The organism is Bradyrhizobium oligotrophicum, from assembly GCF_051168495.1.
GTDB classification, from domain to species: domain Bacteria; phylum Pseudomonadota; class Alphaproteobacteria; order Rhizobiales; family Xanthobacteraceae; genus Bradyrhizobium; species Bradyrhizobium oligotrophicum_A.
On the sequence record NZ_JBNPVB010000011.1, the window covers coordinates 12,076 to 35,452 of the forward strand.

Genomic DNA, 23,377 nt, shown 5'->3' on the forward strand with positions numbered 1-23,377 from the left:
ATGAGCCGGTCCGCCAGGAGCAAACGTGTGCAACACCCGCACGCAGATGGTCGGCCGCCGTGTCGACTACGCCGCCGGCGAACCCGAGTTCCGCCCCATCACGAACCAAGGAATACATTTTCTCAAACGGCGGCGGAACACGAATGGAACATTTTTATGTCAATGGAACTTAACTTATGTCGCTGCTGCGGCAGCAGCGTCGTGCAAACTCACTCTGAACCAAAGGTTGTGTCGCGGGAAGCATCGATGCGTTTTGTGAATTCTACCGATGAGAGTTTGTTGGCCTATTATGAAAGCGTACGAAAGCAGGTCGCAGCCGACAGCCGGATCGGGGGTCCCTACCGGCTGATCGGTGATCGTGCCAAGCAGTATGCCGACGAATTGCAGGCCGAGATGCGGCGGCGGCAAATGCGCTTCACCCCGATCGACTGGCCGCACTGATCCCTCCGCACGCGGCGTATGATTTGAGGCGGCGCAGTGACCGTTATTGCGCACTCTCCTCTTGCGGGAGAGCGCATGCAGAACAGCGCCGCCAACACGTCGCTGAACCGCGCCTCACGCCTCCGTCGCGACCTTCAGCGCCTCGGCGCGGATTTCTTCCACCAGCCGCTCCTTGAGCGCGACGAATTCCGGTGAGGTCTTGACCTTGTAGGAGCGCGGGTGTGGCAGCTCGATCTTGATGTCGGCCTTGATGCGCCCGGGACGGGCGCTCATCACGAGCACACGGCTGCCGAGGAAGATCGCCTCCTCGATGTCATGGGTGACGAACAGCACCGTCTTCTGGTCGCGCTCCCAGATGCCGAGCAGCATCTCCTGCATCAAGACGCGGGTCTGGTTGTCGAGCGCGCCGAACGGCTCGTCGAGCAGCAGGATCTTCGGGTCATTGGCGAGCGCGCGCGCGATCGCGCAGCGCTGCTGCATGCCGCCGGAGAGCTGCTTGGGCCAGTGGTTCTCGAAACCCTTGAGGCCGATCTGATTGATGAAGCGGTCGGCGACCGCGTTGCGCTCGGTCTCCGATACGCCGCGCTCGCGCAGGCCGAAGGCGATGTTCTCGCGCACGGTGAGCCAGGGAAACAGCGTATAGGACTGGAACACCATGCCGCGGTCGGCCCCGGGCCCGGTGACCTCGCGGCCGTCGAGCAGCACCTTGCCGCTGGTCGGATGGTCGAGGCCGGCGACGATGCGCAGCAAGGTCGACTTGCCGCAGCCGGACGGGCCGAGGATGGTGACGAAGTCGTTGGTGCCGATGGTGAGCGCGACCGGCTCCAGCGCGCGTGTCGGCGCGTGGCCCTGGCGGGCCGGGAAGGTGCGCGTGACTTGATCAATGACGAGCGTGGTCATGCAAGCTTCCACGGGAACAGCCAGGCGTTGAACGCCTTGAACAGGAAATCCGAGATCAGGCCGATCAGGCCGATCACGATGATGCCGAAGATGATCTGCCCGGTGTTGAGCAGCGCCTGGCTGTCGGTGATCATGTGGCCGATGCCCGAGGAGGAGCCGATCAGCTCGGCGACGATGACGTAGGTCCAGGCCCAGCCGAGCACCAGCCGCAGGATCTCGGCGATATCGGGTGCCGCCGACGGCAGCAGCACCCGGCCGATGATGCCGCGATCGCTGGCGCCGAGCGTATAGGCGGCTTCGACGAGGTCACGCCGTGTGTTGCCGACGGTGACCGTGATCATCAGGATGATCTGGAACACCGAGCCGATGAAGATGATCAAGAGCTTCTGCAACTCGCCAATGCCCGCCCAGAGGATCAGCAGCGGGATGAAGGCGGAGGCGGGGAGATAGCGGGCAAAGGAAACGAACGGCTCGAGGAACGCCTCGATCGGCTTGTAGGCGCCCATCAACAGGCCGAGCGGGACGGCGATTACGGCCGCGAGCACGAAGCCGCCGACGACGCGCCAGACGGTCATGCCGATATCATAGAGAAAGCCGAACTTGGTGAGCAGGTCCCAGCCTTCGCGCAGCATGGTCAGGGGATCGGCCAGGAACGTCTTCGGCACATAGCCGCCGAACGTCGCCAGCGACCACGCTGCGACGAATACGACAAAGAAGGCGAGGCCGAGCGCGGTTCTCGATCTGGCGCTGACGGGGTCAAGGGGACGGATCACGGATCAGGGCTTTCGTGGTGGATGCAGCCCGCGACGTGTCGCGGGCTGCCGGTGGGTTTGTCGACTGCGCTTCAGTGCAGGCTGCCGTCGTTTTGCGCGCGATGCGTCAACACCGTCATTGCGAGGAGCGTAGCGACGAAGCAATCCAGAGTCTCAACCTGGGCCCTGGATTGCTTCCGCCTACGCCTGAAGGCTTCGGCGGACGCGTCACTCCGCTCGCAATGACGATCTTTGCGGGGCAGGCGTTCGGGCTTACTTGATGAAGCTCGCATCATAGAGATCCTCGACGTTCGGGATCTGCTTGATGATGCCGACCTCGAGCAGCAGCTCCGCGGCTTCCTTGTTGAAGGTCTTGAACTCGGTCTCGAAGAACTTCTGGCTGGCGGCCTTGTCCTGCCAGCGCAGATACTTCGCCGAATTGCCGAACTGCTCGCCGCTCTGCTTCACGTCGGCGCCCATGATCTCATAGGCCTTGCCCTGGTCCTTGCCGATCATCTCCAGCGCCTCGTAATAGCTGTCGGCGAGCGCCTTGGCGGCCTTCGGGTTCTCGGACAGGAATTTCGGCGTGCAGCCGAAGGTGTCCATCACCATCGGGTAGTCGAGCGTGGTGGCAATGATCTTGCCCTTGTCCGGCGCAGCACGCACTGTCGACAGATACGGCTCGTAGGTCATGGCCGCATCGTTCTGGCCGGCGACGAAGGCCTGCGCGGCGGCGGCCGGCTCGAGGTTCACGATGGTGACGTCCTTCACCGTCAGGCCGTTCTTCTTGAGCATCCAGGCCAGCCCGAAATAGGGCGAGGTGCCCGGCGCCGACGCCGCGACCGTCTTGCCCTTCAGGTCCTTGATGGACGCGACGTCGTTGCGCACGGCCATGCCGTCGGCGCCGTAGCTCTTGTCGAGCTGGAAGATCTGCTTGGTGGCGACACCATTGGCGTTCCACGAGATCCAGGTCTCGACCGTGGTCGCCGCGCACTGCACGTCACCGGCCGCGATCGCCAGATGACGATCCTTCTGCGGGATCTTCTTGATGGTGACGTCGAGGCCGTTCTTCTTGAAGATGCCGGCTTCCTTGGCGAGCGTCAGCGGCGCAAATCCGGTCCAGCCGGAAATGCCGATGCCGACCTTGACGTCATCGGCAAAAGCCGTGGTGGAGGCCAGCAGCGCGGCCGTTACGGCGAGAAGTCCCAATTGGCGCATCGTCATCATCCTTTGCTGTTGAAAGAAGCTGTTCGAGCGGTCCGCAGTTCTGCCGCGGTGGCCGCATGTCTCTGCAAGCGCTGGCAGCCTGCTTGCAAATCTCGTGCTCAGATCTGGCGTGCGTGATGAGGTCATTCACTCCCCCTGAATCGCGCCACCAGCCGATGCTGCTCGCCCGGATAGACCAGCCTGACAGCGGTGAGCGGCTGGTTCTGGCGCCAGGTGTGCCGCTCGATCACGAGGCAGGGTGCTCCGACCGCGATGTCGAGACCTTCGGCAACCACCTCGTCGGCGACGATGGCGCTGATCGCATGCTCCGCTTCGGTCCAAGGCACGTGGTGCAGCAGCCAGGAGCCGGGCGGATCGACCTTGAAGTTGGCCTTGGCCGCGTCGGGCACGGCATCGAGATCGATCAGGCGATCCTCGATCGCGAACGGCAGATTGTCGGCGCTGTGCCGGCAACGGATCGCAATCACCTTGCATGGCGTCTTGACGCCGAGGCGCTCGCGGTCGGCGGTGTTGGCAGTGCGGCGCGTCGATGAGATCAGCTCATAGCCATAGGCGCGGCCGAGCGCGCCGATCTCGGCGCGGATATCCGGGATCTTCAACACCGCCGACAGAAATTGCGGCCGGCGCACGAAGCTGCCGGCGCGGCGGCGGCGCTCGATCAAATCGGCCTGGGCGAGCTCCGACAGCGCCTTGTTGACCGTCATGCGCGAGCAGCCATAGCGCGCCATGATCTCGTGCTCGAACGGGATGCGGTGACCGGGCGGCCATTCGCCGGTCAGGATGCGACGCTCGATGTCCTGCCGAATGGTCTTGTAGAGCGTGGATCCCGGCTTGGTGCTGTCATCGGCGAGGCTCATGCGAGCAGCCTCCGCACCGCCCTGCTGAAGCCGCGCCGGGCCGCGTCGCGCGACCGATGGTGGCCGCCTTGGACGACCTTGACGCCGCCGGCCCAGACGCAGTCGATCGCGTCGTGCGACGTTGCGAAGATCCAGCCGTCGAGCAGCGCATCTTGCGTCCGCCCCGCGAGCGACGGATGCGTCAGATCGAGCGTGACGATGTCGGCGCGGCCGCCGACCTGCAACCCGGAGAGAGGCTGCGCCAGCGCCTGTGCGCCGCCAGCGAGAGCGGCATCAAACAGCGTGCGACCTGTCGACGCATTCGGACCTGACGTCAGCACGTTGCGCTCACGATGCGTCAGCCGCTGGCCGTATTCGAGCTGGCGCAACTCGTCGCTCACGCCGACGAGGACGTTGGAGTCGGTGCCGATGCCGATGTGGCCGCGTGCGCGCAGATAGTCGCGCGCCGGGAAGATGCCGTCGCCGAGGCTGGCTTCGGTGATCGGGCAAAGGCCGGCCGTCGCGCCGCTGCTCGCGAGTGCAGCCGTTTCGTCCGCCGTCATATGGGTCGCGTGGATCAGGCACCAGCGCGCATCGACGGCATGGTGATCGAGCAGCCATTGCACCGGACTCAGGCCGGACCAGGCGAGGCAGTCTTCGACCTCCTTGACCTGTTCGGCGGCGTGAATGTGCACCGGGCCGCCGCCCGCAAGCGGCAGCAGGGCCGTCAACTCATCTGGCGCCACCGCGCGCAGGCTGTGCGGCGCGATGCCGAGATTGGCGCCAGGAAGCGAGTTGATCGCCTTGCGGGAGGCCGTCAGCAGCTTGGCGAACTGATCGACATCGCAGATGAAGCGTCGCTGTCCCTCATGCGGCGTGGCGCCGCCGAACCCGCCATGCGCATAGAAGCTCGGCAGCAGGGTCAGGCCGATGCCGGATGTCCGGGCCGCCGCTGCGATGCGCGCCGCCATCTCGGCGACATCGGCATAGGGCGTGCCGTCGCGATCGTGATGCAGATAATGGAATTCGCCGACCCGCGTAAAACCGCGTTCCAGCATCTCGACATAAAGCTGGGTCGCGACCGCCTCGACATCCTCGGGGCTCATTGACAGCGCGAAGCGATACATCGTCTCGCGCCAGGTCCAGAACGTATCCGTGGAGGGACCGCTGATCTCGGCAAGCCCGGCCATGCCGCGCTGGAACGCGTGACTGTGCAGGCTGGCGATGCCAGCGATTGCGATCTCGTGTTGCTCGTCGTCGGAGGTCGGAGGCACGCCCGCGGCGACCGACGCGATTGTGCCGTTGCTGATGACGATTTGCACGTCCTCGGCCCAACCATGGGGCAGAAGCGCGGATGCGAGGTGCAATGACGCCATGATCGATCAGCCCGCTGGACAGGACGGCGGAGCTGAGTTTATGTATAGACATATCGCCCGTCAAGCTTTCGTGAAGGTGGGAGGCAGCATGTCCCAGCGTTTCGACCGGATCTGGCGCAATGCGCGGCTTGCAACCCTGCGCGAGGGACCGCCGGGCCTTGGCGTGATTGAGCACGGCGTGGTGGCCGCGCGCGACGGCCGCATTGCCTTTGCCGGTCCGCAAGCGGATTTCCCGGCGGATGCCGATGCTGCTGAACGCATCGATTGCGAGGGCCGCTGGATCACGCCGGGCCTCGTCGACTGTCACACCCACCTGGTCCATGGCGGCGACCGCGCGCACGAGTTCGAGCTGCGGCTCGCCGGCGCGAGCTATGAGGAGATTGCGCGCGCCGGCGGTGGCATCGTCTCGACCGTTGCCGCCACGCGCGCCGCCAGCGAGGATACGCTGATCGCGGCAGCGCTGCCGCGGCTCGATGCGTTGATCGCCGAGGGCGTCACGACGATCGAGATCAAGTCCGGCTACGGCCTGGAGACCGCGACGGAGCTGCGCCAATTATCCGCAGCCCGTGCGCTCGGCAACAAACGGCCGATCGGCGTTCGCACCAGTTTTCTCGGCGCACACGCGCTGCCCGTGGAAGCCGCGGGCGACAAGGATCGCTATATCGATCTCGTCTGCACCGAGATGCTGCCGGCGGTCGCCGAGGCCGGCCTGGCCGACGCGGTCGACGCCTTCATGGAGACCATCGCCTTCTCTCCCGCGCAGACGTCGCGCGTGTTTGCCGCGGCGAAAGCACTTGGCCTGCCGGTCAAGCTGCATGCCGACCAGTTGTCCAATCTCGGTGGTGCCGCGCTCGCGGCCGAGTTCGGCGCGCTCTCGGCCGATCATCTCGAGCACACCGACGAGGCCGGCGCCATTGCGATGGCTCGGTCCGGCACCGTGGCCGTGCTGCTGCCCGGCGCGTTCTACTTCATCCGCGAGATGCAGAAGCCGCCGGTCGAGCTGTTCCGCAGGCATGGCGTGAAGCTGGCGCTGGCGACCGACTGCAATCCCGGCTCGTCGCCGCTGACGTCGTTGCTTCTCAGCATGAACATGGCCGCGACCTTGTTCCGCATGACCGTCGATGAATGCCTGGCCGCGGTGACGCGCGAGGGCGCCCGCGCGCTCGGCGTTCTGGCGGAGACCGGCACGCTCGATGCCGGCAAATGGTGCGATCTCGCGATCTGGGACATCAGTCGGCCTGCGGAGCTGGTCTACCGCATGGGCTTCAATCCCCTGCATCAGCGCATCTGGAGGGGCCAATGAGCACGATCATTGCCGCGTCCGGCCGCGTCGGCCTGGATGATCTCGCAAAAGTCTACGCCGGAGCCTCGCTCGCGCTCGAGCCTTCTTATTGGCCTGATGTCGAGGCGGCCGCCGCGATCGTCGCCAAGGCGGCGCAGGGCGCCGAGCCAGTCTATGGCATCAACACCGGCTTCGGCAAGCTGGCCTCGAAACGCATCCCGCCCGACCAGACCGCGCAGCTGCAGCGCAAGCTCATCCTCTCGCATTGCTGCGGCGTCGGTCCCGCGACACCAGAGCCGGTCGTGCGGCTGATGATGGCGCTGAAGATCATCTCGCTCGGCCGCGGCGCCTCCGGCGTGCGGCGTGAGATCGTCGATCAGCTGCAGGCGATGCTGGCGCATAACGTGTTGCCATTCGTGCCGCAGCAGGGCTCGGTCGGCGCGTCCGGTGATTTGGCGCCGCTCGCGCATATGACGGCGGTGATGATCGGCGAGGGCCAGGCGTTTCTCGATGGCCGGCTGGTGCCTGGGCGCGAGGCGCTGGCCCGCGCGGGTCTGACCTCGGTCACGCTCGGGCCGAAGGAAGGACTTGCGCTGATCAATGGCACGCAGTTCTCGACCGCCTATGCGCTCGCTGGCCTGCTGCGTGCGCATGATCTCCTCAACGCTGCGCTCGTCACCGGCGCGCTGTCGGTCGACGCCGCGATGGCTTCGACGGCGCCATTCCGGCCCGAGATTCAGGCGCTGCGCGGTCATGCCGGTCAGATCGAAGCTGGCCGCGTGCTGACGGAACTGCTCGACGGCAGCGCCATCCGCCTGTCGCATCTGGACGGCGACGAGCGCGTGCAGGATCCGTATTGCCTGCGCTGCCAGCCGCAGGTCGCGGGCGCCGCGCTCGATTTGCTGACGCAGGCCGCGCGCACGCTGGTGACCGAGGCCAACGCCGTCACCGACAATCCGCTGGTGCTGGTCGAGACCGGCGAGATCATCTCCGGCGGCAATTTCCACGCCGAGCCGGTGGCGTTCGCCGCCGACCAGATCGCATTGGCCTTGTCAGAGCTCGGCGCGATCAGCGAGCGGCGCATCGCAACGCTCGTCGATCCCGCGTTGAATTTCGGCCTGCCGCCATTCCTGACGCCGGAGCCGGGCCTGAACTCCGGATTCATGATCGCCGAGGTGACCGCCGCGGCGCTGTTCGCCGAGAACAATCAGCGCGCGCTGCCATGCTCGATCGACTCGACGCCGACCAGTGCCAACCAGGAAGACCATGTCTCGATGGCCGCGCACGCGGCGCGGCGGCTGCATGACATGGCGGACAATCTCGCTCATATCATTGGCATCGAGCTGCTGGTCGCCGCGCAGGGCATCGAGCTGCGCGTGCCGCACGGCACCAGTGCTGCGCTGTCGGCCGTGATCGGTGCGCTGCGCGTGCACGTGCCGGCGCTGGAGAACGACCGCTACATGGCCGACGATCTCGCGAAGGCCGCAGCGCTTGTCTCCGGCGGTGTGCTGGCCACCGCCGCGAGCAGCGCACTCGGACGCGATCCGTTTCCCAAGATTGGATGAGAGGGACCCATGAACCGACGCCTGGACAATGAACGGGTGATCCGCGCGCCCCATGGCAGCGACATCAGCGCCAAGAGCTGGCTCACCGAAGCGCCCCTGCGCATGCTGATGAACAATCTCGATCCCGATGTCGCCGAGAAACCGAGCGAGCTGATCGTCTATGGCGGCATCGGCCGCGCCGCGCGCGACTGGGACAGCTTTGATCGCATCGTCGCCTCCCTGCGCAAGCTGGAGGCCGATCAGACGCTGGTCGTGCAGTCCGGCAAGCCGGTCGGCATCTTCCGCACACACGCCGATGCGCCGCGCGTGCTGATCGCCAACTCCAACATCGTGCCGCATTGGGCGACGCTCGATCATTTCAATGCGCTCGATAAAATGGGCCTCATGATGTACGGCCAGATGACGGCCGGCTCCTGGATCTATATCGGCAGCCAGGGCATCGTGCAGGGCACCTACGAGACCTTCGTGGAGGTCGGTCGCCGTCACTACAATGGCGATCTCGCCGGCAAGTGGATCCTGACCGCCGGCCTCGGCGGCATGGGCGGCGCGCAGCCGCTGGCGGCGACGATGGCGGGCGCCTCGATGCTCACGGTCGAATGCCAGCCGAGCCGCATCGAGATGCGGCTGCGCACCGGCTATCTCGATCGCCAGGCCGCCACGCTCGACGAGGCTCTGGCGCTGATGGCCGAGGCCGCGACGACCAGGAAGGCCGTGTCGGTCGGGCTGCTCGGCAATGCCGCGGAGATCTTCCCCGAGCTGGTGCGCCGTGGCGTGCGGCCGGACATCGTCACCGACCAGACCAGCGCGCATGATCCGATCAACGGCTATCTGCCGAAGGGCTGGACGCTCGCCGAATGGGAAGCCAAGCGTGTATCGGAGCCGAAGGCGGTCGAGCAGGCGTCCAAGACGTCGATGGTCGATCACGTCCAGGCGATGCTCGATTTCCACGCCATGGGCATCCCGACGCTCGACTACGGCAACAACATCCGCCAGATGGCGAAGGACATGGGCCTCGCCAATGCGTTCGATTTTCCCGGCTTCGTGCCGGCCTACATCCGCCCGTTGTTCTGCCGCGGCATCGGCCCGTTCCGCTGGGCGGCGCTGTCGGGCGATCCCGAGGATATCTACAAGACCGACGCCAAGGTGAAGGAGCTGCTGCCGGACAACAAGCACCTGCACAACTGGCTCGACATGGCGCGGCAACGCATCAAGTTCCAGGGCCTCCCCGCACGCATCTGCTGGGTCGGGCTCGGCGACCGGCACCGCCTGGGGCTTGCCTTCAACGAGATGGTGGCGCGCGGCGAATTGAAGGCGCCGATCGTGATCGGCCGGGATCATCTCGATTCCGGCTCGGTCGCGAGCCCGAACCGCGAGACTGAGGCGATGAAGGACGGCTCCGATGCCGTGTCGGACTGGCCGCTGCTGAATGCGCTGCTGAATTGCGCCAGCGGCGCGACCTGGGTGTCGCTGCATCATGGTGGCGGCGTCGGCATCGGCTATTCTCAGCATGCCGGCATGGTGATCGTGGCCGACGGCACGGATGACGCCGCGCGGCGGCTGGAGCGCGTGCTGTGGAACGATCCAGCGACCGGCGTGATGCGCCATGCCGACGCCGGTTACGACGACGCCATCGCCTGCGCCGACGCCAATGGTCTCGACCTGCCGAGTCTGGCGCGCTAGCGCGCGCCACCTCCTGGGTTGAACAGCGGCCCCCGAGTGTGGTCTCATGCGCCCGAACGCGACCGGTATGCGTCGCGGCGCAGAGGGACGTCCATGGGAATCGCCTTTCCGTTCGCGGCCATCGTCGGCCAGGACGAGATGAAGCTGGCGCTGATGATCGCCGCCGTCGATCCGAAGGTCGGCGGCGTGCTGGCCTTCGGCGATCGCGGCGCCGGCAAGTCCACTGCCGTGCGTGCGCTCGCCGCACTGCTGCCTCCGATGAGCGCCGTGGTCGGCTGCCCCTATCAATGCGATCCCGCCGATGCCGCCGCGCAATGCGCCGAATGCCGCGCGCGCTCCAAGCCGAGCGGCAAGGCGAAGAAGCCGGCCGCGCTGAAGGCGCATCAGGTGCCCGTGCCCGTGGTCGACCTGCCGCTCGGCGCCACCGAGGATCGCGTGGTCGGCGCGCTCGATCTCGAACGCGCGCTGGCGCATGGCGAGAAGTCGTTCGAGCCGGGGCTGTTGGCGCGTGCCAACAGAGGCTTTCTCTATATCGACGAGGTCAATCTGCTCGAGGATCATCTCGTCGATCTCCTGCTCGACGTCGCGGCATCAGGTGAGAACGTGGTCGAGCGCGACGGCCTCAGCATCCGCCATCCGGCGCGCGTCGTCCTGGTCGGCACCGGCAATCCGGAGGAGGGCGAGCTGCGGCCGCAATTGCTCGATCGCTTCGGCCTGTCGGTCGAGGTCAAGACGCCGGGGGACCTGCCGACGCGCATCGAGGTGATCAAGCGGCGCGATGCGTTCGAGACTGATCCTGCGGCCTTCGTCGCGCATTGGGAGAAGGAGGAGGCCAAGTCGCGCAAGCGTATCCTCGCCGCGCGCGAGCATATCGGCTCGGTGAAAGTCGCCGACCGCGAGCTGGAGAAGACGGCGCAGCTCTGCATGGCGCTCGGCACTGATGGCCTGCGCGGCGAGCTCACATTGATGCGCGCGGCGCGCGCCGCAGCGGCGCTCGATGGCGCCAAGGCGGTCGGTGACGGGCATCTGAAGACCGTGGCTGCGATGGCGCTGCGGCACCGTCTGAGACGCAACCCGCTCGATGATTCCGGCTCGTCGGTGCGGGTCGAGCGCGCGCTCGACGAATTGTTCGCATCGTGAGCGACGGCGCCGCGATCTGGGCCGATGCTGTCATCGCGGCCGCGCTGGCCGCGATCGATCCGGCTGCTGCTTCCATTCTGCTGCGCGCGGGCGCGGGACCGGTGCGCGAGCAGTGGCTCGATCTGCTGCGCGAGCTGATGCCCTCATCAGCGCCGCTGCGCAAGCTGCCGGCGTCGATCTCCGATGACCGGCTGCTCGGCGGGCTCGATCTCGCCGCGACCTTGCAGGCCGGCCGGCCGGTGATGCAGCGCGGCCTGGTCGCCGAGGCCGATGGCGGGGTGCTGATTGCCGTCATGGCCGAGCGCACGTCGCCTTCGACCGTGGCGCATCTATCAGTCGCGCTCGACACCGGCGTCGTCAGCATCGAGCGCGACGGCCTCTCATTGCGCGCGCCGGCGCGGTTCGGCCTGATCGCGCTCGACGAAGGCATCGGTGACGAGCACGTGTCCGCCGCGCTCGCCGATCGGCTCGCATGCCACCTCGATCTCAGCAGGGTTGCGCGCGCCGATCTCGGCGAGAGCCTGTTCACATCGTCCGACATCGCGGCCGCGCGGGCGCTGCTGCCGCAGGTTCGTCTCTCTGACGAAGCGATCGCAGCGTTGACCACGACGGCGTGTGCGCTCGGCATCGATTCCCTGCGAGCGCCGCTGCTGGCGTGTCGCGTCGCGCGGATCGCTGCGGCGCTCGACGGTGCGAGCACGGTCGACGAGCCGCACATCGCCTGCGCGGCACGGCTGGTGCTGGCGCCGCGCGCCACCCGGTTGCCGGCCAATGAGGAGGATGCGGAGCCGGACGCCCAGCCCGATGAGCCCCCGGCTGACGATCAGCAGAACGAGAGTGACAAGCCGATCGAGGACGGTCCGCTGGAGGATCGCGTGCTCGACGCGGCGCAGGCGGCCATTCCACTCGACCTGCTGAAGCGGCTGCAGGAGGAGCGCACCACCCGCGTCCGCAGCAGCAGCTCAAGCAAGCAGGGCACCGCACAGAAGGCGCCGAAGCGCGGCCGTCCGATCGGCGCGCGCAGCGGCGAATGGCGCGCCGGCGCGCGGCTCAACGTGCTCGAGACGTTGCGCGCTGCGGCGCCGTGGCAACCCTTGCGACGGCGGACGCAACGTTCCGGCAATAGCGGCCGCCTGATCGTTCACAAGGACGACATCCGCATCACACGCTTCAAGCAGCGCTCGGGCACCACGACGATCTTCGTTGTCGATGCCTCCGGCTCGTCGGCCCTGCAGCGTCTCGCGGAGGTCAAGGGCGCCGTCGAGCTGCTGCTCGCCGAATGCTACATCCGCCGCGACGAGGTCGCGCTGATCGCGTTCCGCGGCAAGATCGCCGAGCTGTTGCTGCCGCCGACGCGCTCGCTGACGCGCGCCAAGCGCAGCCTCGCGGGCTTGCCGGGCGGTGGCGGCACGCCGCTGTCGGCGGCGATCTGGGCCGCGACCGAACTCGCGCTCGCGGTGCGCGCCAAGGGCCAGGCGCCGACCATCGTGCTGATGACCGACGGCCGCGCCAATGTCGCACGTGACGGCTTGGGCGGACGCAGCGAGGCCGAAGCGGAAGCGCTGGTCGCCGCACGGCAACTTGCACTGACCGGCATCCCCGTCGTGCTGGTCGACACCTCGCCAAGGCCGCAGGACAAGGCGGCGCAACTCGCCGGCGCCATGCAGGCCCGCTACGTCGCGCTGCCCTACGCCGACGCCGCGCGGCTGTCGCAGGCGGTGATGGCCCAGGCCGGCCGGAGCTGAGACGCGTGGAACGGGTCTCATCGGCGCGCGTTCCGAGGAGTGCCTGACAAGATGGGCCGTCACGGATATGATGGTCCAGCCGCTCATGGGAGCGTGATCCCGCCTCGGTCCGCCGGGGCGCTTGTTTCGGCCGTTCGCAGCGATGTCCTCAAAGGAGCATTCCATGCAGCTCGCCACCGCCGAGCCGACCGATCGTGATGCCATGATGCGCGGGCTGACAATGCCGCCGCCTCTGGCCGCACCGCGCTTCGAGCTTGCGGATCCCCAGGTCGGCCGCATCACCTGCTATGCCGACGGTCCACCGGCGCCCTCACGTCAGCCGGCATTGCTGCTGATCCACAGTGTCAACGCGGCAGCATCGGCCTACGAGATCAAGCCGCTGTTCGAGCATTATCGCCGCAGCCGGCAGGTCTATGCGCTCGATCTCCCGGGCTTCGGCCTGTCGGACCGCGCCGACCGCATCTACACGCCGCGGCTGATGACCGATGCGATCCTGCTTGCAGCGAACGAGATCAGCCGACGCCATGGCGGTGCCGCCATCGATGCCGTCGCGGTGTCGCTGGGGTGCGAATTCGCAGCGCGCGCCGGCACCGAGGCGCCGAATCTGTTTCGCACGCTCGGGCTGATCAGCCCGACCGGCTTCGATCGGCGCGCGGAAGCCGCGGCCAAGAAGGGCGGCGACAAGGACGCGACCCGCGCGATGCCGTGGCTGCGCAACATCTTCACCGTGCCGCTGTGGAAGCACCGCTTCTTTTCGCTGCTGACGTCGCGGGCCAGCATCCGCTTCTTCCTGCGCAAGACCTTCGGCCGCAAGGATATCGACGAGGGCCTGCTCGAATATGACTACATCACCACCCACCAGCCCGGCGCCGAGAATGCGCCATACTCCTTCGTCTCCGGCTACATGTTCAGCGTCCACGCGCTGAAGCTCTATCTCGGGCTGGCGATGCCGGTCTGGATGGTGCATGGCGTGCGCGGCGATTTCGTCGACTATGGCGGCAAGCATGCGGTCGAGGGCCTGCCGAACTGGCGCATCCAGGTGATGCAGACCGGGGCGATGCCGCATTTCGAACAGCTTGATATCGTCGTCGCCAGCTACGATGATTTCCTGACGCGTGCTGCCGGTCACTGATCGCGCCAGCCGCGTCCAACCCCGTGGGCCGGCATGAGCGACAAGCCGAATTGGAGCATCGACGGCAAAGACTGGCCCAATCGTGCGGCGAGCCGCTTCGTCGATGCCGCCGGGCTGCGTTGGCATGTCCAGATCATGGGCGAGGGACCGGTCGCGCTGCTGGCGCACGGCACGGGCGCAGCGACGCATTCCTGGCGCGACCTCGCGCCGCTGCTCGCGAGGCGCTTTACGGTCGTTGCGCCGGACCTCTCCGGCCACGGCTTCACCGCGACCCCGCATTGGCAGCGGTTGTCGCTCGACGGCATGGCGCGCGATCTCGCGGTCCTGTGCGAGCAGCTCGCGATCGAGCCCGACATCGCGATCGGTCATTCCGCGGGCGCTGCGATCCTGACGCGCATGACGCTCGATGGTCTCATGACGCCGAAGCTGATCGTCAGCCTCAACGGCGCCTACCTGCCGTTCGGCGGCGTCGCGGCGCAATTCTTGTCGCCGCTCGCCAAGATGATGGCGCTCAATCCGCTGGTGCCGCGGCTGTTCGCCTGGCGTGGCCGCGATCCGGCGGCGGTGCACCGGCTGCTCAAGGGCACCGGCTCGACGATCGATGCAGCCGGCGAACGGCTGTATCGGCGCCTCGTCGGCAGTCCCGGTCACGTCGCTGCCGCGCTGGAAATGATGGCGAATTGGGATCTGCACCCCTTGCTGCACGAGCTGCCGCGGTTGAGGACGGCGCTGCTGCTCATCGCGGCCACCCACGACCGCGCCATTCCGCCGGACGTTGCGCGCCGGGTGCAGCAATTGGTGCCCCAGGCCCGGCTCGAACTCATTGATTGCCTTGGTCATTTGGCGCATGAGGAGCAGCCGGCCCGGATCGCGGGCCTCATCGTCCAGGCAGCCGAGCGGGCCGAAGTCCTTGCGGTGCAGCAGGAAATGTCTAGTTAGATTGACATTTTCGACTGGCGAAAGCGTCAATTTCAATTTACGCTTTCGGTCATGCTCGACGTCTCCACCATCAAGGCCGCTGTTCCGGCTGCGCTCGGAGACCGGCCGCATGCGGTCGTGATCGGCTCCGGGTTCGGCGGCCTTGCCGCAGCGGTGCGGCTCGGGGCGCGCGGCTATCGCGTCAGCGTGTTCGAGCAGCTCGATGCGCCGGGCGGTCGCGCCTATGTCTATCGGCAGGACGGCTTCACTTTCGATGCCGGCCCGACCATCGTCACAGCGCCGTTCCTGTTCGAGGAGCTGTGGCAGCTGTGCGGACGGCGCATGTCCGACGACGTCACGCTGAAGCCGATCTCGCCGTTCTATCGCATTCGCTTTCATGACGGCGCTGTGTTCGACTGTTCGGGCGATCCGGCGGCGATGCGGGCCGAGGTGATCAGGTTCGCGCCCGGCGACGTCGACGGCTACGAGCGCTTCATGCAGGCGAGCGAGGCGATCTTCAGAAAAGGCTTCGAGGAACTCGGCGACGTGCCGTTCCTGTCGTTCATGGACATGGCCAAGATCGCACCGGCGATGGTCAAGCTGAAGAGCTATCGCTCGGTCTATGGCCTCGTTTCGCGCTACGTCCGCGACGAGCGGCTGCGCGTGATTCTCAGCTTCCATCCGCTGCTGATCGGCGGCAACCCGTTCACGACCACCTCGATCTATTGCCTGATCGCCTTTCTCGAACGCCGCTGGGGCGTGCATTTCGCGATGGGCGGCACCGGCGCGCTGGTGGATGGCCTCGTCTCGCTGATCGAGGGGCAGGGCGGCAAGGTGCGTTGTTCGACACCGGTCACCGAGATCACGACCAGCAATGGCGTGGCCACCGGCGTGCGCCTGAAGTCCGGCGAGACGATCGCCGCCGATGTCGTCGTCTCCAACGGCTGCGCCGCCTGGACCTACAAGCATCTGCTGCCATCAGTGCCGCGCCGGCGCTGGACCGATGCGCGCATCGACCGAGCGCGCTATTCGATGAGCCTGTTCGTCTGGTATTTCGGCACGAAGCGCCGCTATGACGACGTCGCGCATCACACCATCCTGCTCGGCCCGCGCTATCGCGAGCTGCTCGACGACATCTTCCGCCGCAAGGTGCTGGCGGCTGATTTCAGCCTCTATCTGCACCGTCCGACCGCGACCGATCCGTCGCTGGCGCCCGAGGGCTGCGATGCGTTCTACGTGCTGTCGCCGGTGCCGCATCAGGAGAGCGGCATCGACTGGGCGGCGACGGCCGAGCCGTTCCGCAAGCGCATCGAGGCTGCGTTGAGCGAGACCTTGCTGCCCGATCTCGCTGGGCAGATCGTGACATCCAGGCTGCTCACGCCGGATGATTTCGAGCATCGCCTGTCGTCCTATCGCGGCGCCGCCTTCGGACTCGAGCCGGTGTTGCTGCAGAGCGCCTGGTTTCGGCCGCACAACAAGAGCGAAGAGGTCGAGCGGCTCTATCTGGTCGGAGCGGGCACGCATCCCGGGGCTGGCCTGCCCGGTGTGTTGTCCTCGGCGCGCGTGCTCGATGATCTCGTGCCCGCGCCGCATGAGCTGGAGCGGCGATGAGCTGGGAAGAAGACATCGCGATCTGTCGTCGGTTGTTGCGGGGCGGATCGAAGACGTTCTTCGCCGCTTCGAAAGTCCTGCCGCGCGCGGTCGGCGATCCCGCCGTCGCGCTGTACGCGTTCTGCCGCGAGGCCGACGACGCCATCGATGGTCCCGGCCGCCGTGTCGATGCAGTCGAGGTGCTGCATGCGCGGCTCGAACGAATTTATGACGGTCAGCCGGACGACAGTCCGGTCGACCGCGCGCTCGCCGGCGTGGTGGCGCATTTTGCAATTCCGCGCGCGCTGCCGGAGGCGCTGCTCGAAGGCCTCGCCTGGGATGCCCAGGGCCGCCGCTACGAGACCTTGAGCGACGTGCTCGCCTATGCCGTCCGCGTCGCCGGCACGGTCGGCGTGATGATGTCGCTCTTGATGCACCGGCGCGACCCCGAGACGATCGGACGCGCCTGTGATCTCGGCATCGCCATGCAGCTCACCAACATCGCGCGCGACGTCGGCGAGGATGCGCGTGCGGGGCGGCTCTATCTGCCGCGGCAATGGCTGCGCGAGGCGGGGCTCGACGTCGAGACCTGGCTGGTCGCGCCGTTCTTCGACGACCGGATCGGGCGCGTCGCCGCGCGGCTGCTCGCGGTCGCCGACGTGTTTTATGCGCGCGCCGCAGCTGGAATCGCTGACCTGCCATGGACCTGCCGGCCGGGCATTCATGCGGCGCGGCTGATCTATGCCGAGATCGGCCGCGAGGTCGCGCGCGCCGAATTCGATTCGCTGTCGCGGCGTGCCTTCGTTTCGATGCCGCGCAAGCTGCAGCTACTCGGCAAGGCGGCGGTGGTGTCGCTGCTGCAGGAGCGGCCGTCGCTGGCGCCGCTGCGGCCGGAGGCGCGGGTGCTGATCGACGCCGTCGTCGCCGCGGATGCACAGCGTCCGCATGCGATCGCGCCGCCGCGCCGGACCGTTCAAGACCGCGCGCTGTGGGTGCTCGATTTGTTCGAGCGGCTGGAGCGGCGCGACCAGCTGTCGCGCTCGGGGCGGACGTCGTAGCTGCGCGGAGACATCGCGATGAACGAGATGGGCGGCCTGCTCGAATTCGTCGTCGTCGCATTGTGCGTCGCCGGCTGGCTTGTGCTGGAATGGCAGGGCCGCCGCCTCGACCGCCAGCGCGCCGAGCGCGAGGCCAGGGAGCGCGAGGCGGAGAAAAAGTAGATTCCATGGGGGAGCGGTGAGCGAGCCCTTCCGATAGGTTTGGGTTTCCACACTCGAACCCTCGGAGAGTCAGATGCAAGCATCGACCATTGGCACGCCCACCGCCGGAGATACTGGCACGATTTTCGTTGCGATTGAACTGAGCCAGAAGACTTGGCTGATCACGGTGCACAGTCCCGACCAGGGGCGAATGTCGCGATACAAGCTGGAAGGTGGCGATCACGCCGGGCTGCTGGCGTTGATCGCCAAGATACGGGCCCGTGCGGCGCAGAAGCTCGGATTGGAGCCGCGGGTCATGAGCTGCTACGAGGCGGGCTATGACGGCTTCTGGCTGCACCGGCTGCTGGTCGCGGAGGGGATCGGCAACCTGGTGTTCGACCCGGCCAGCATCGCGGTCGAGCAGCGGGCACGGCGGGCGAAGACAGATCGGATCGACGGCGAGCTGCTGCTGCGCACGCTGATGGCCCATTTGCGCGGCGAGCCCCGGGTGGTCCGGATCGTCCGGGTGCCGACGGTCGAGCAGGAGGACGCCCGGCGGGTCAGCCGCGAGCGCGACCGCCTGGTGACCGAACAGACGGCCCACACCAACCGGATCAAGGCGCTGCTGCGGCTGTCAGGCCTGGAGGTCGGCAGCCCGCGGCGCGGCAACTGGCTCACCTGGCTCGAGCAGCAGCGCGATTGGCAAGGGCAGCCGCTGCCGCCCCACGTGATGGCGGAGGTCAAGCGCGAGCATGCGCGCCTGATGCTGGTGCGTGAGCAGCTGGCAACGCTGGAGAAGAGCCTGGCGGCCGCGCAGGCGGCTGACGCTCCCGACGCGATGGCCAAGCGGCGGGAGCAGCTGCAACGCCTCAAAGGGCTCGGGCCGGCCTTCGCCACCACCTTGGTGGGTGAGCTGTTCTACAAGGACTTCCGCAACCGGCGCGAGGTCGCGAGCTATTGCGGCCTGACCCCGAGTCCGTGGAAGAGCGGCGGCATCGATCGCGAGCAGGGCATCAGCAAGGCGGGCAATCCGCACGTCCGCCTGAAGACGATCGAGCTGGCCTGGCTCTGGGTGCGTCATCAGCCGGGGAGCGAGCTCAGCCGCTGGTTCCAGACCCGCACGCTCAACGCCGGCAAGCGCGCCCGGCGCATCGCGATCGTGGCATTGGCGCGCAAGCTCGTCGTGGCGCTGTGGCGCTATCTCGAGACCGGCCTGGTGCCCGAGGAGGCGCTGATGAAGGCGTAAACGAACTTCGCGATCAGGCCCGCGGTTCGCCGCGGTCTTGCGAGGATGGATGACGACCGTGCCACCCTAGGGCTGTACCACCAGCCGTCTTGTAGATGGGTCTCATCCTCTTTGGCTTCTCGCCGCAAGCATGCGGAACAAGGGCCCGGATGCCAAGCATCCGACCGGATATGAGGTGATGCAGCGGACAGCTGCAGGATCTTCGCAAGCCAGTCCTCGACCGAGACCGACGATACCCAGGCCGGACATCGCCCTGCCCACCGCAAAGCCGCCGTCCGCTACGGCGCTATATCGAGAGCGCGCGGACGCCGGCTTCGCTCCACCGAACACACACACTCAAGGAAACCAACCGCCCCTCGAAAAAACAACCCGACCTATCAAACGAGACTTGACTCACAAGACCCCATATGAGGGTGGGCAAAGGCGCGCCTCCGCTTTCGCCGTGAGCAAAGATTGGCGCGCGCGCCGTGCCCACCGTGCCTCACATCCGATGCCGATGGTGGGCACGTCGCGCACGCAGCTTCGCCGCGTCCGCGCCTTTGCCCACCCTACGGCAGCGCGCTCCTGAGTTGTCGATATCGTTCCAAATGTATCGACAAACACCGCTGTCGTCGCTGCGAACGCAGGGACCTATCGCCACAGGGAGGAGTTCGAGGCAGGCTCGTCATGATCAGCTCGCACATCATCTCCGCCGCGGAGTATGCGTCCCGGATCGGCGCCGCGACGCGCTGCTGCGCGTCACGGCTTGTCCGGGACGACAGCGTGTGTTGTGGCGCGACGGGAGCCAATCGCCGGGATCGTCACCGGCGGCGGTCAACGCCGCCTCATCCTGGCCCTCACCACCTCGGCATGCGGAACGGCAGCATGGCCTGGACGATCGGCCTCTGGAAGCGGTCGAGGGAGAGGCTCTCGTGCATGACCGCGACGTCCTCGCCGAGGATGCGCGCGGCGAGATGGGAGCGGGCGTAGAACGGGGCGTCCTCCAGGGTGCTCACCACGCGCACTGGCGCGTCGGTGTCGGCGCGGGCGCTGCGGTCGATGCGCCACCGCGTCTTGCGCAGGGGCGTCGCTGCGAACGGAGCGATGCAGTCCAATTGCGCCGAGGGATCGACGTGGAGTGCAATCGTCGCGTCGGCGCCATCGCGAGCGACCGTGTCGTAGGAGATCACGGTGCCGGTGCGCGTCGCCGCGCGCGACCATTGCCAGCTCTGGAAGTCGCGCTCCAGAGGCGCGTCGCCGTGGTTGATGTCGAAATAGCCGTCGCCGCGCCAGTGCAGATCCGGATGATCGAAATCGACCGAGACGCGGCAGCACGGTGCGATCGGCTGCCAGCGGTGGCGCCCCTCCGCATCGAGCGTCAACGCGACCTGGTTGATCGCGGTCGGCACGACGCGCACCTTGCCGCGCAGCGGCAGCGGCCAGGGCACCGAGACCTCGTTGATCTCGATCGCAAGCTCGCGGCCGTTCCAGGCGAGGCTGCTCGGACCGATTTCGAAGCGCGCAGGCTCGCGCGCGATGGCACCGCGGCCGCGCTCCGTCATCGCCCAGCGCCGGGCGCGCTCGCCATACAGCGCGACGTTGAGCGCGCAATGATGTTCGGGATCGGCCGGGCCGCGCCGCCGGGCCCACGCGTAGTACGGCGAGAACACGCTGCCGACGAAGGCGATCAGCGTGATGCCGAAGCGGCCGTCGTCGCTCAGCGCGTCGACATACCACCACGCATAGCCGTCCGGCGCGACGGCGCGGTCGAAGCGAGGTCCAGAATCGCCCTGTTGGCGGCCATCCGCCCCGACAGCGCCGCCATCGGCACGCCCGGTCCCGGATGCGCGCTGCCCCCCGCCACGTAGAGGCCCGGCAGCTTCGTCTGCGCGCCCGGCCGCTGGAACGACGCCATCCAGCCGTGCGAGCTGCGGCCGTACAATGCGCCCCCCGTGCCCGGAAACATCCGGTTGAAATCCGCCGGCGTCGTCACGCGGGTCAGCTCCGGCGTCGTCGCGATGCCGAGGCCGCAGCGCTGCAGCAGGTCGAAGGTCTGGCGGGCACATTGGCTGATCTCCGAGGAATCGAAGCGATGCTGGTCGCCGATAGCGGGCGCGTTGATCAGCACGAACAGCGGCTCGCTGCCGCCGACCTCACGTGGCTGGCCGTCGCGGTCCTGCGCGCAGACATAGACGGTCGGCTCCTGCGGCATCGCGCGGGCGCCGACCAGCTGATCGAACTCGGTACGGCTGTCGCGCGAGAAGAACACGTTGTGACGCACGAGCGGAAAGCCGTCGGTCCGCGCCATGCAGCTCCAGGTCATCGCCGAGAGCGAGCGCGCGGACTCTGGAATTGCGGGCAGCGCCCGTGCGGCGTCCGCGCCGAACAGGCCTTGCGCCAAGGCCGCGACATCGGCGGTCGCAATGACGGCATCGGCGGTGAGCTGCTCGCCATCGGCCAGGCGCACGCCGGCAGCGCGGCCCGCACGTGTAACGATGCCCGCAACCTCGCTGTTGTAGCGGATGCTGACGCCGTGGCGACGTGCCAGCGCCGCCAGGCACGCGGCGAGCTCGTGCATGCCGCCGTCGATCGACCAGACGCCGGCCTGCTCGACATGTGCGACCAGCATCAGGGTGGCCGGCGCATGGAACGGCGATGAGCCGCAATAGGTGGCGTAGCGGCCGAACAGCTGCTGCAGCCTGACATCGCGGAAGTAGCCGGCGAGCGCCTTCCATAGCGTCTGGAACGGGCGGATCGCGGTGAGATCACGAAAGCCGGCATTGCGCAAGAGATGCGTCATGCTCGGCGCCGGCGTGCGGATGAAGGGATCTCTGAGCGTCTCGAAGATGCGTCGCGCATCGCGGCAGAACGCGCGATAGCCGTCGGCTTCGCTGCGCCCGGCGAAATGGCCGATGGCGTCGGTCGACCTGTCCTCGTCGGCGAACAAATCGAGCCGGCTGCGGTCGGTCCAGGCGTGGCGGGCGAGGATCTCGAGCGGGGTCAGGGTGAGGTGATCGTCCAGCGATGATCCGATCTCGGCGAACAGTTCGTCGAACACCCAGCGCATCGTGAACACGGTGGGACCGGAGTCGATGCGCGCGGGCCCGATCGCGATCTGGCGCATCTTGCCGCCGGGTGAGGGCGCACGCTCGAGCAGCGTCACCTCGGCGCCGCGCGCGGCGAGGGTCAGTGCGGCGCTGAGGCCGGCGATGCCGGCGCCCACCACGATCACGCGGTGATCGGCCATCCTCGCTCCTGTCCATCCGATCTGACGCAGAAAACGTCTAGCATGATTTACAGTATGGGTGTAAGTTGAAATTTACACATACGCGAGGCCCCGTGGGCCTCGCGGCAGGGGAGGCGGACATGGACGTGATGGCCCGGATCGAAAAATCCCTCGTCGCAGCGGTCGCACTGGCCGAACGGCCCGGATGTCCGCCCCGCCTGTCGGCCGCCATGCAGGCCGCCGTGTTTCCCCGGGGGGCGCGGGTCCGGCCTCGCCTGTGTCATGCGGTGGCCGCGGCCTGCGGTGACGACGAGCCGGCGGCGACCGATGCTGCGGGATCCGCGATCGAGCTGTTGCACTGCGCCTCGCTGGTTCATGACGACCTGCCATGCTTCGACAACGCCGCGCTGCGGCGCGGCCGCCCGTCGGTGCATGCCGCGTTCGGCGAGCCGCTCGCGGTGCTCGCCGGCGATGCGCTGATCGTGCTCGCGTTCCAGACGCTCGCCAAGTCGCGCTGCTCGCCGCTGCGGCTGGCGCGGCTGATCGCGACCATCGGCGATGCCGTCGGCGTACCGCATGGCATCTCGGCGGGACAAGCCTGGGAATGCGAGCCGCAGATCGACCTGTCGCGCTATCACCGCTCCAAGACCGGCGCGCTGTTTGCGGCCGCGACCGTTTCGGGCGCCGCGGCGGCCGGGCATGAGAATGCGGAGGCGTGGCGCACGCTGGGCGAGACGATCGGCGAGGCCTATCAGGTCGCCGACGACATCCGCGATGCAGCCAGCGACGAAGAGGAGGCCGGCAAGCCGGTCGGGCAGGATGCGGCGCTCGGGCGGCCCAATGCGGTGCTGCTCTACGGGCTCACCGGCGCGGTCAGCTATCTGCACGATCTCGTCGCCGACGGCATCCGCACCATGCCGCCCTGCGCCCACGCGCATGAGCTGCGCATGTTGATGGAGCAGGAAGCCAAGCGCCTGGTGCCGCGCCGCCTGGCGGCGTCGGCGGCGTGATGTTTCGGCCGCGTTGATGGCCACGCTCGCGCCGCACCCGCGGTGCCCACCCTCCCCTGGAGGGGGAGGGTCGCCGCGCATGCGCGCAGCGGCATGCGCGGCGGGGTGGGGTGACAGACTATCCGCGCGTGCG

Annotated in this window: 20 protein-coding genes; 13 read left to right on the forward strand and 7 right to left on the reverse strand. The window is 67.5% G+C overall.

Annotation, left to right across the window (positions count from 1 at the left end):
- Positions 1-246 precede the first annotated feature (246 nt).
- Complete coding sequence (locus ACQR1B_RS20720) at positions 247-441, forward strand: hypothetical protein (protein WP_434833405.1); 195 nt, start codon at positions 247-249, stop codon at positions 439-441.
- A gap of 114 nt (positions 442-555) precedes the next feature.
- Here the strand turns inward: ACQR1B_RS20720 and ACQR1B_RS20725 are convergent, their stop codons facing one another.
- The 5 genes from ACQR1B_RS20725 to ACQR1B_RS20745 all read right to left on the reverse strand — a co-directional run bounded on the left by ACQR1B_RS20725 (position 556) and on the right by ACQR1B_RS20745 (position 5,532).
- Complete coding sequence (locus tag ACQR1B_RS20725; RefSeq protein WP_434833406.1) at positions 556-1,341, reverse strand: ABC transporter ATP-binding protein; 786 nt, start codon at positions 1,339-1,341, stop codon at positions 556-558.
- Positions 1,338-2,111, reverse strand: a complete 774-nt coding sequence (locus ACQR1B_RS20730; protein WP_434833606.1) for an ABC transporter permease — start codon at positions 2,109-2,111, stop codon at positions 1,338-1,340. The genes ACQR1B_RS20725 and ACQR1B_RS20730 overlap by 4 nt, the downstream gene beginning before the upstream one ends.
- A gap of 255 nt (positions 2,112-2,366) precedes the next feature.
- Entirely contained in the window at positions 2,367-3,311 is a 945-nt protein-coding gene (locus ACQR1B_RS20735; RefSeq protein ID WP_434833407.1) for an ABC transporter substrate-binding protein, read from the reverse strand.
- 131 nt (positions 3,312-3,442) lie between these two features.
- Positions 3,443-4,177 carry a histidine utilization repressor gene (gene hutC, locus ACQR1B_RS20740; RefSeq protein WP_434833408.1) on the reverse strand — a complete coding sequence of 245 codons (735 nt, stop codon included), beginning with the start codon at positions 4,175-4,177 and terminating at the stop codon, positions 3,443-3,445.
- On the reverse strand, positions 4,174-5,532 hold the full coding sequence (locus ACQR1B_RS20745; RefSeq protein WP_434833409.1) for a formimidoylglutamate deiminase: 1,359 nt from the start codon (positions 5,530-5,532) through the stop codon (positions 4,174-4,176). Before ACQR1B_RS20745 ends, hutC begins: the two co-directional genes overlap by 4 nt.
- Before the next feature lie 88 nt (positions 5,533-5,620).
- Here ACQR1B_RS20745 and hutI point away from each other — a divergent pair, with 88 nt between their 5' ends.
- From hutI to ACQR1B_RS20800, 11 genes are all read left to right on the forward strand, one after another.
- Complete coding sequence (gene hutI, locus ACQR1B_RS20750) at positions 5,621-6,835, forward strand: imidazolonepropionase (protein ID WP_434833410.1); 1,215 nt, start codon at positions 5,621-5,623, stop codon at positions 6,833-6,835.
- On the forward strand, positions 6,832-8,379 hold the full coding sequence (gene hutH / locus ACQR1B_RS20755) for a histidine ammonia-lyase (RefSeq protein ID WP_434833411.1): 1,548 nt from the start codon (positions 6,832-6,834) through the stop codon (positions 8,377-8,379). The genes hutI and hutH overlap by 4 nt, the downstream gene beginning before the upstream one ends.
- Positions 8,380-8,388: 9 nt before the next feature.
- On the forward strand, positions 8,389-10,059 hold the full coding sequence (gene hutU / locus ACQR1B_RS20760; RefSeq protein ID WP_434833412.1) for a urocanate hydratase: 1,671 nt from the start codon (positions 8,389-8,391) through the stop codon (positions 10,057-10,059).
- Between the two features lie 93 nt (positions 10,060-10,152).
- The gene (gene bchI / locus ACQR1B_RS20765; protein ID WP_434833413.1) at positions 10,153-11,199 is read left to right on the forward strand and encodes a magnesium chelatase ATPase subunit I; all 1,047 of its coding nucleotides are present in this window, start codon (positions 10,153-10,155) and stop codon (positions 11,197-11,199) included.
- A complete protein-coding gene (locus tag ACQR1B_RS20770) occupies positions 11,196-12,944 on the forward strand; it encodes a magnesium chelatase subunit D (protein WP_434833414.1) in 1,749 nt (582 codons plus the stop codon). The genes bchI and ACQR1B_RS20770 overlap by 4 nt, the downstream gene beginning before the upstream one ends.
- 163 nt (positions 12,945-13,107) lie before the next feature.
- Positions 13,108-14,076 carry an alpha/beta fold hydrolase gene (locus ACQR1B_RS20775; RefSeq protein ID WP_434833415.1) on the forward strand — a complete coding sequence of 323 codons (969 nt, stop codon included), beginning with the start codon at positions 13,108-13,110 and terminating at the stop codon, positions 14,074-14,076.
- Positions 14,077-14,109: 33 nt separating this feature from the next.
- Positions 14,110-15,015, forward strand: a complete 906-nt coding sequence (bchO, locus tag ACQR1B_RS20780; RefSeq protein ID WP_434833416.1) for an alpha/beta fold hydrolase BchO — start codon at positions 14,110-14,112, stop codon at positions 15,013-15,015.
- A gap of 51 nt (positions 15,016-15,066) precedes the next feature.
- Positions 15,067-16,605 carry a phytoene desaturase gene (locus tag ACQR1B_RS20785; RefSeq protein WP_434833417.1) on the forward strand — a complete coding sequence of 513 codons (1,539 nt, stop codon included), beginning with the start codon at positions 15,067-15,069 and terminating at the stop codon, positions 16,603-16,605.
- Complete coding sequence (locus tag ACQR1B_RS20790) at positions 16,602-17,642, forward strand: phytoene/squalene synthase family protein (protein ID WP_434833418.1); 1,041 nt, start codon at positions 16,602-16,604, stop codon at positions 17,640-17,642. The genes ACQR1B_RS20785 and ACQR1B_RS20790 overlap by 4 nt, the downstream gene beginning before the upstream one ends.
- 18 nt (positions 17,643-17,660) lie before the next feature.
- A complete protein-coding gene (locus ACQR1B_RS20795; RefSeq protein WP_434833419.1) occupies positions 17,661-17,804 on the forward strand; it encodes a hypothetical protein in 144 nt (47 codons plus the stop codon).
- Positions 17,805-17,877: 73 nt separating this feature from the next.
- Positions 17,878-19,029 (forward strand): IS110 family transposase, encoded by a 1,152-nt coding sequence (locus ACQR1B_RS20800; RefSeq protein WP_434833420.1) that lies wholly within the window; start codon positions 17,878-17,880, stop codon positions 19,027-19,029.
- An 836-nt stretch (positions 19,030-19,865) separates the two neighbouring features.
- On the opposite strand, the gene ACQR1B_RS20805 is transcribed toward ACQR1B_RS20800, so the two are convergent.
- Positions 19,866-20,678: a hydratase gene (locus ACQR1B_RS20805; RefSeq protein ID WP_434833421.1), complete on the reverse strand. Its 813-nt coding sequence runs from the start codon at positions 20,676-20,678 to the stop codon at positions 19,866-19,868.
- 47 nt (positions 20,679-20,725) lie between these two features.
- Complete coding sequence (gene crtD, locus ACQR1B_RS20810; RefSeq protein WP_434833422.1) at positions 20,726-22,255, reverse strand: 1-hydroxycarotenoid 3,4-desaturase CrtD; 1,530 nt, start codon at positions 22,253-22,255, stop codon at positions 20,726-20,728.
- A gap of 119 nt (positions 22,256-22,374) precedes the next feature.
- Between crtD and ACQR1B_RS20815 the strand changes: the two genes are divergently transcribed.
- Positions 22,375-23,244, forward strand: coding sequence for a polyprenyl synthetase family protein (locus tag ACQR1B_RS20815; RefSeq protein WP_434833423.1), 870 nt, complete (start codon positions 22,375-22,377; stop codon positions 23,242-23,244).
- Positions 23,245-23,377: the final 133 nt, after the last annotated feature.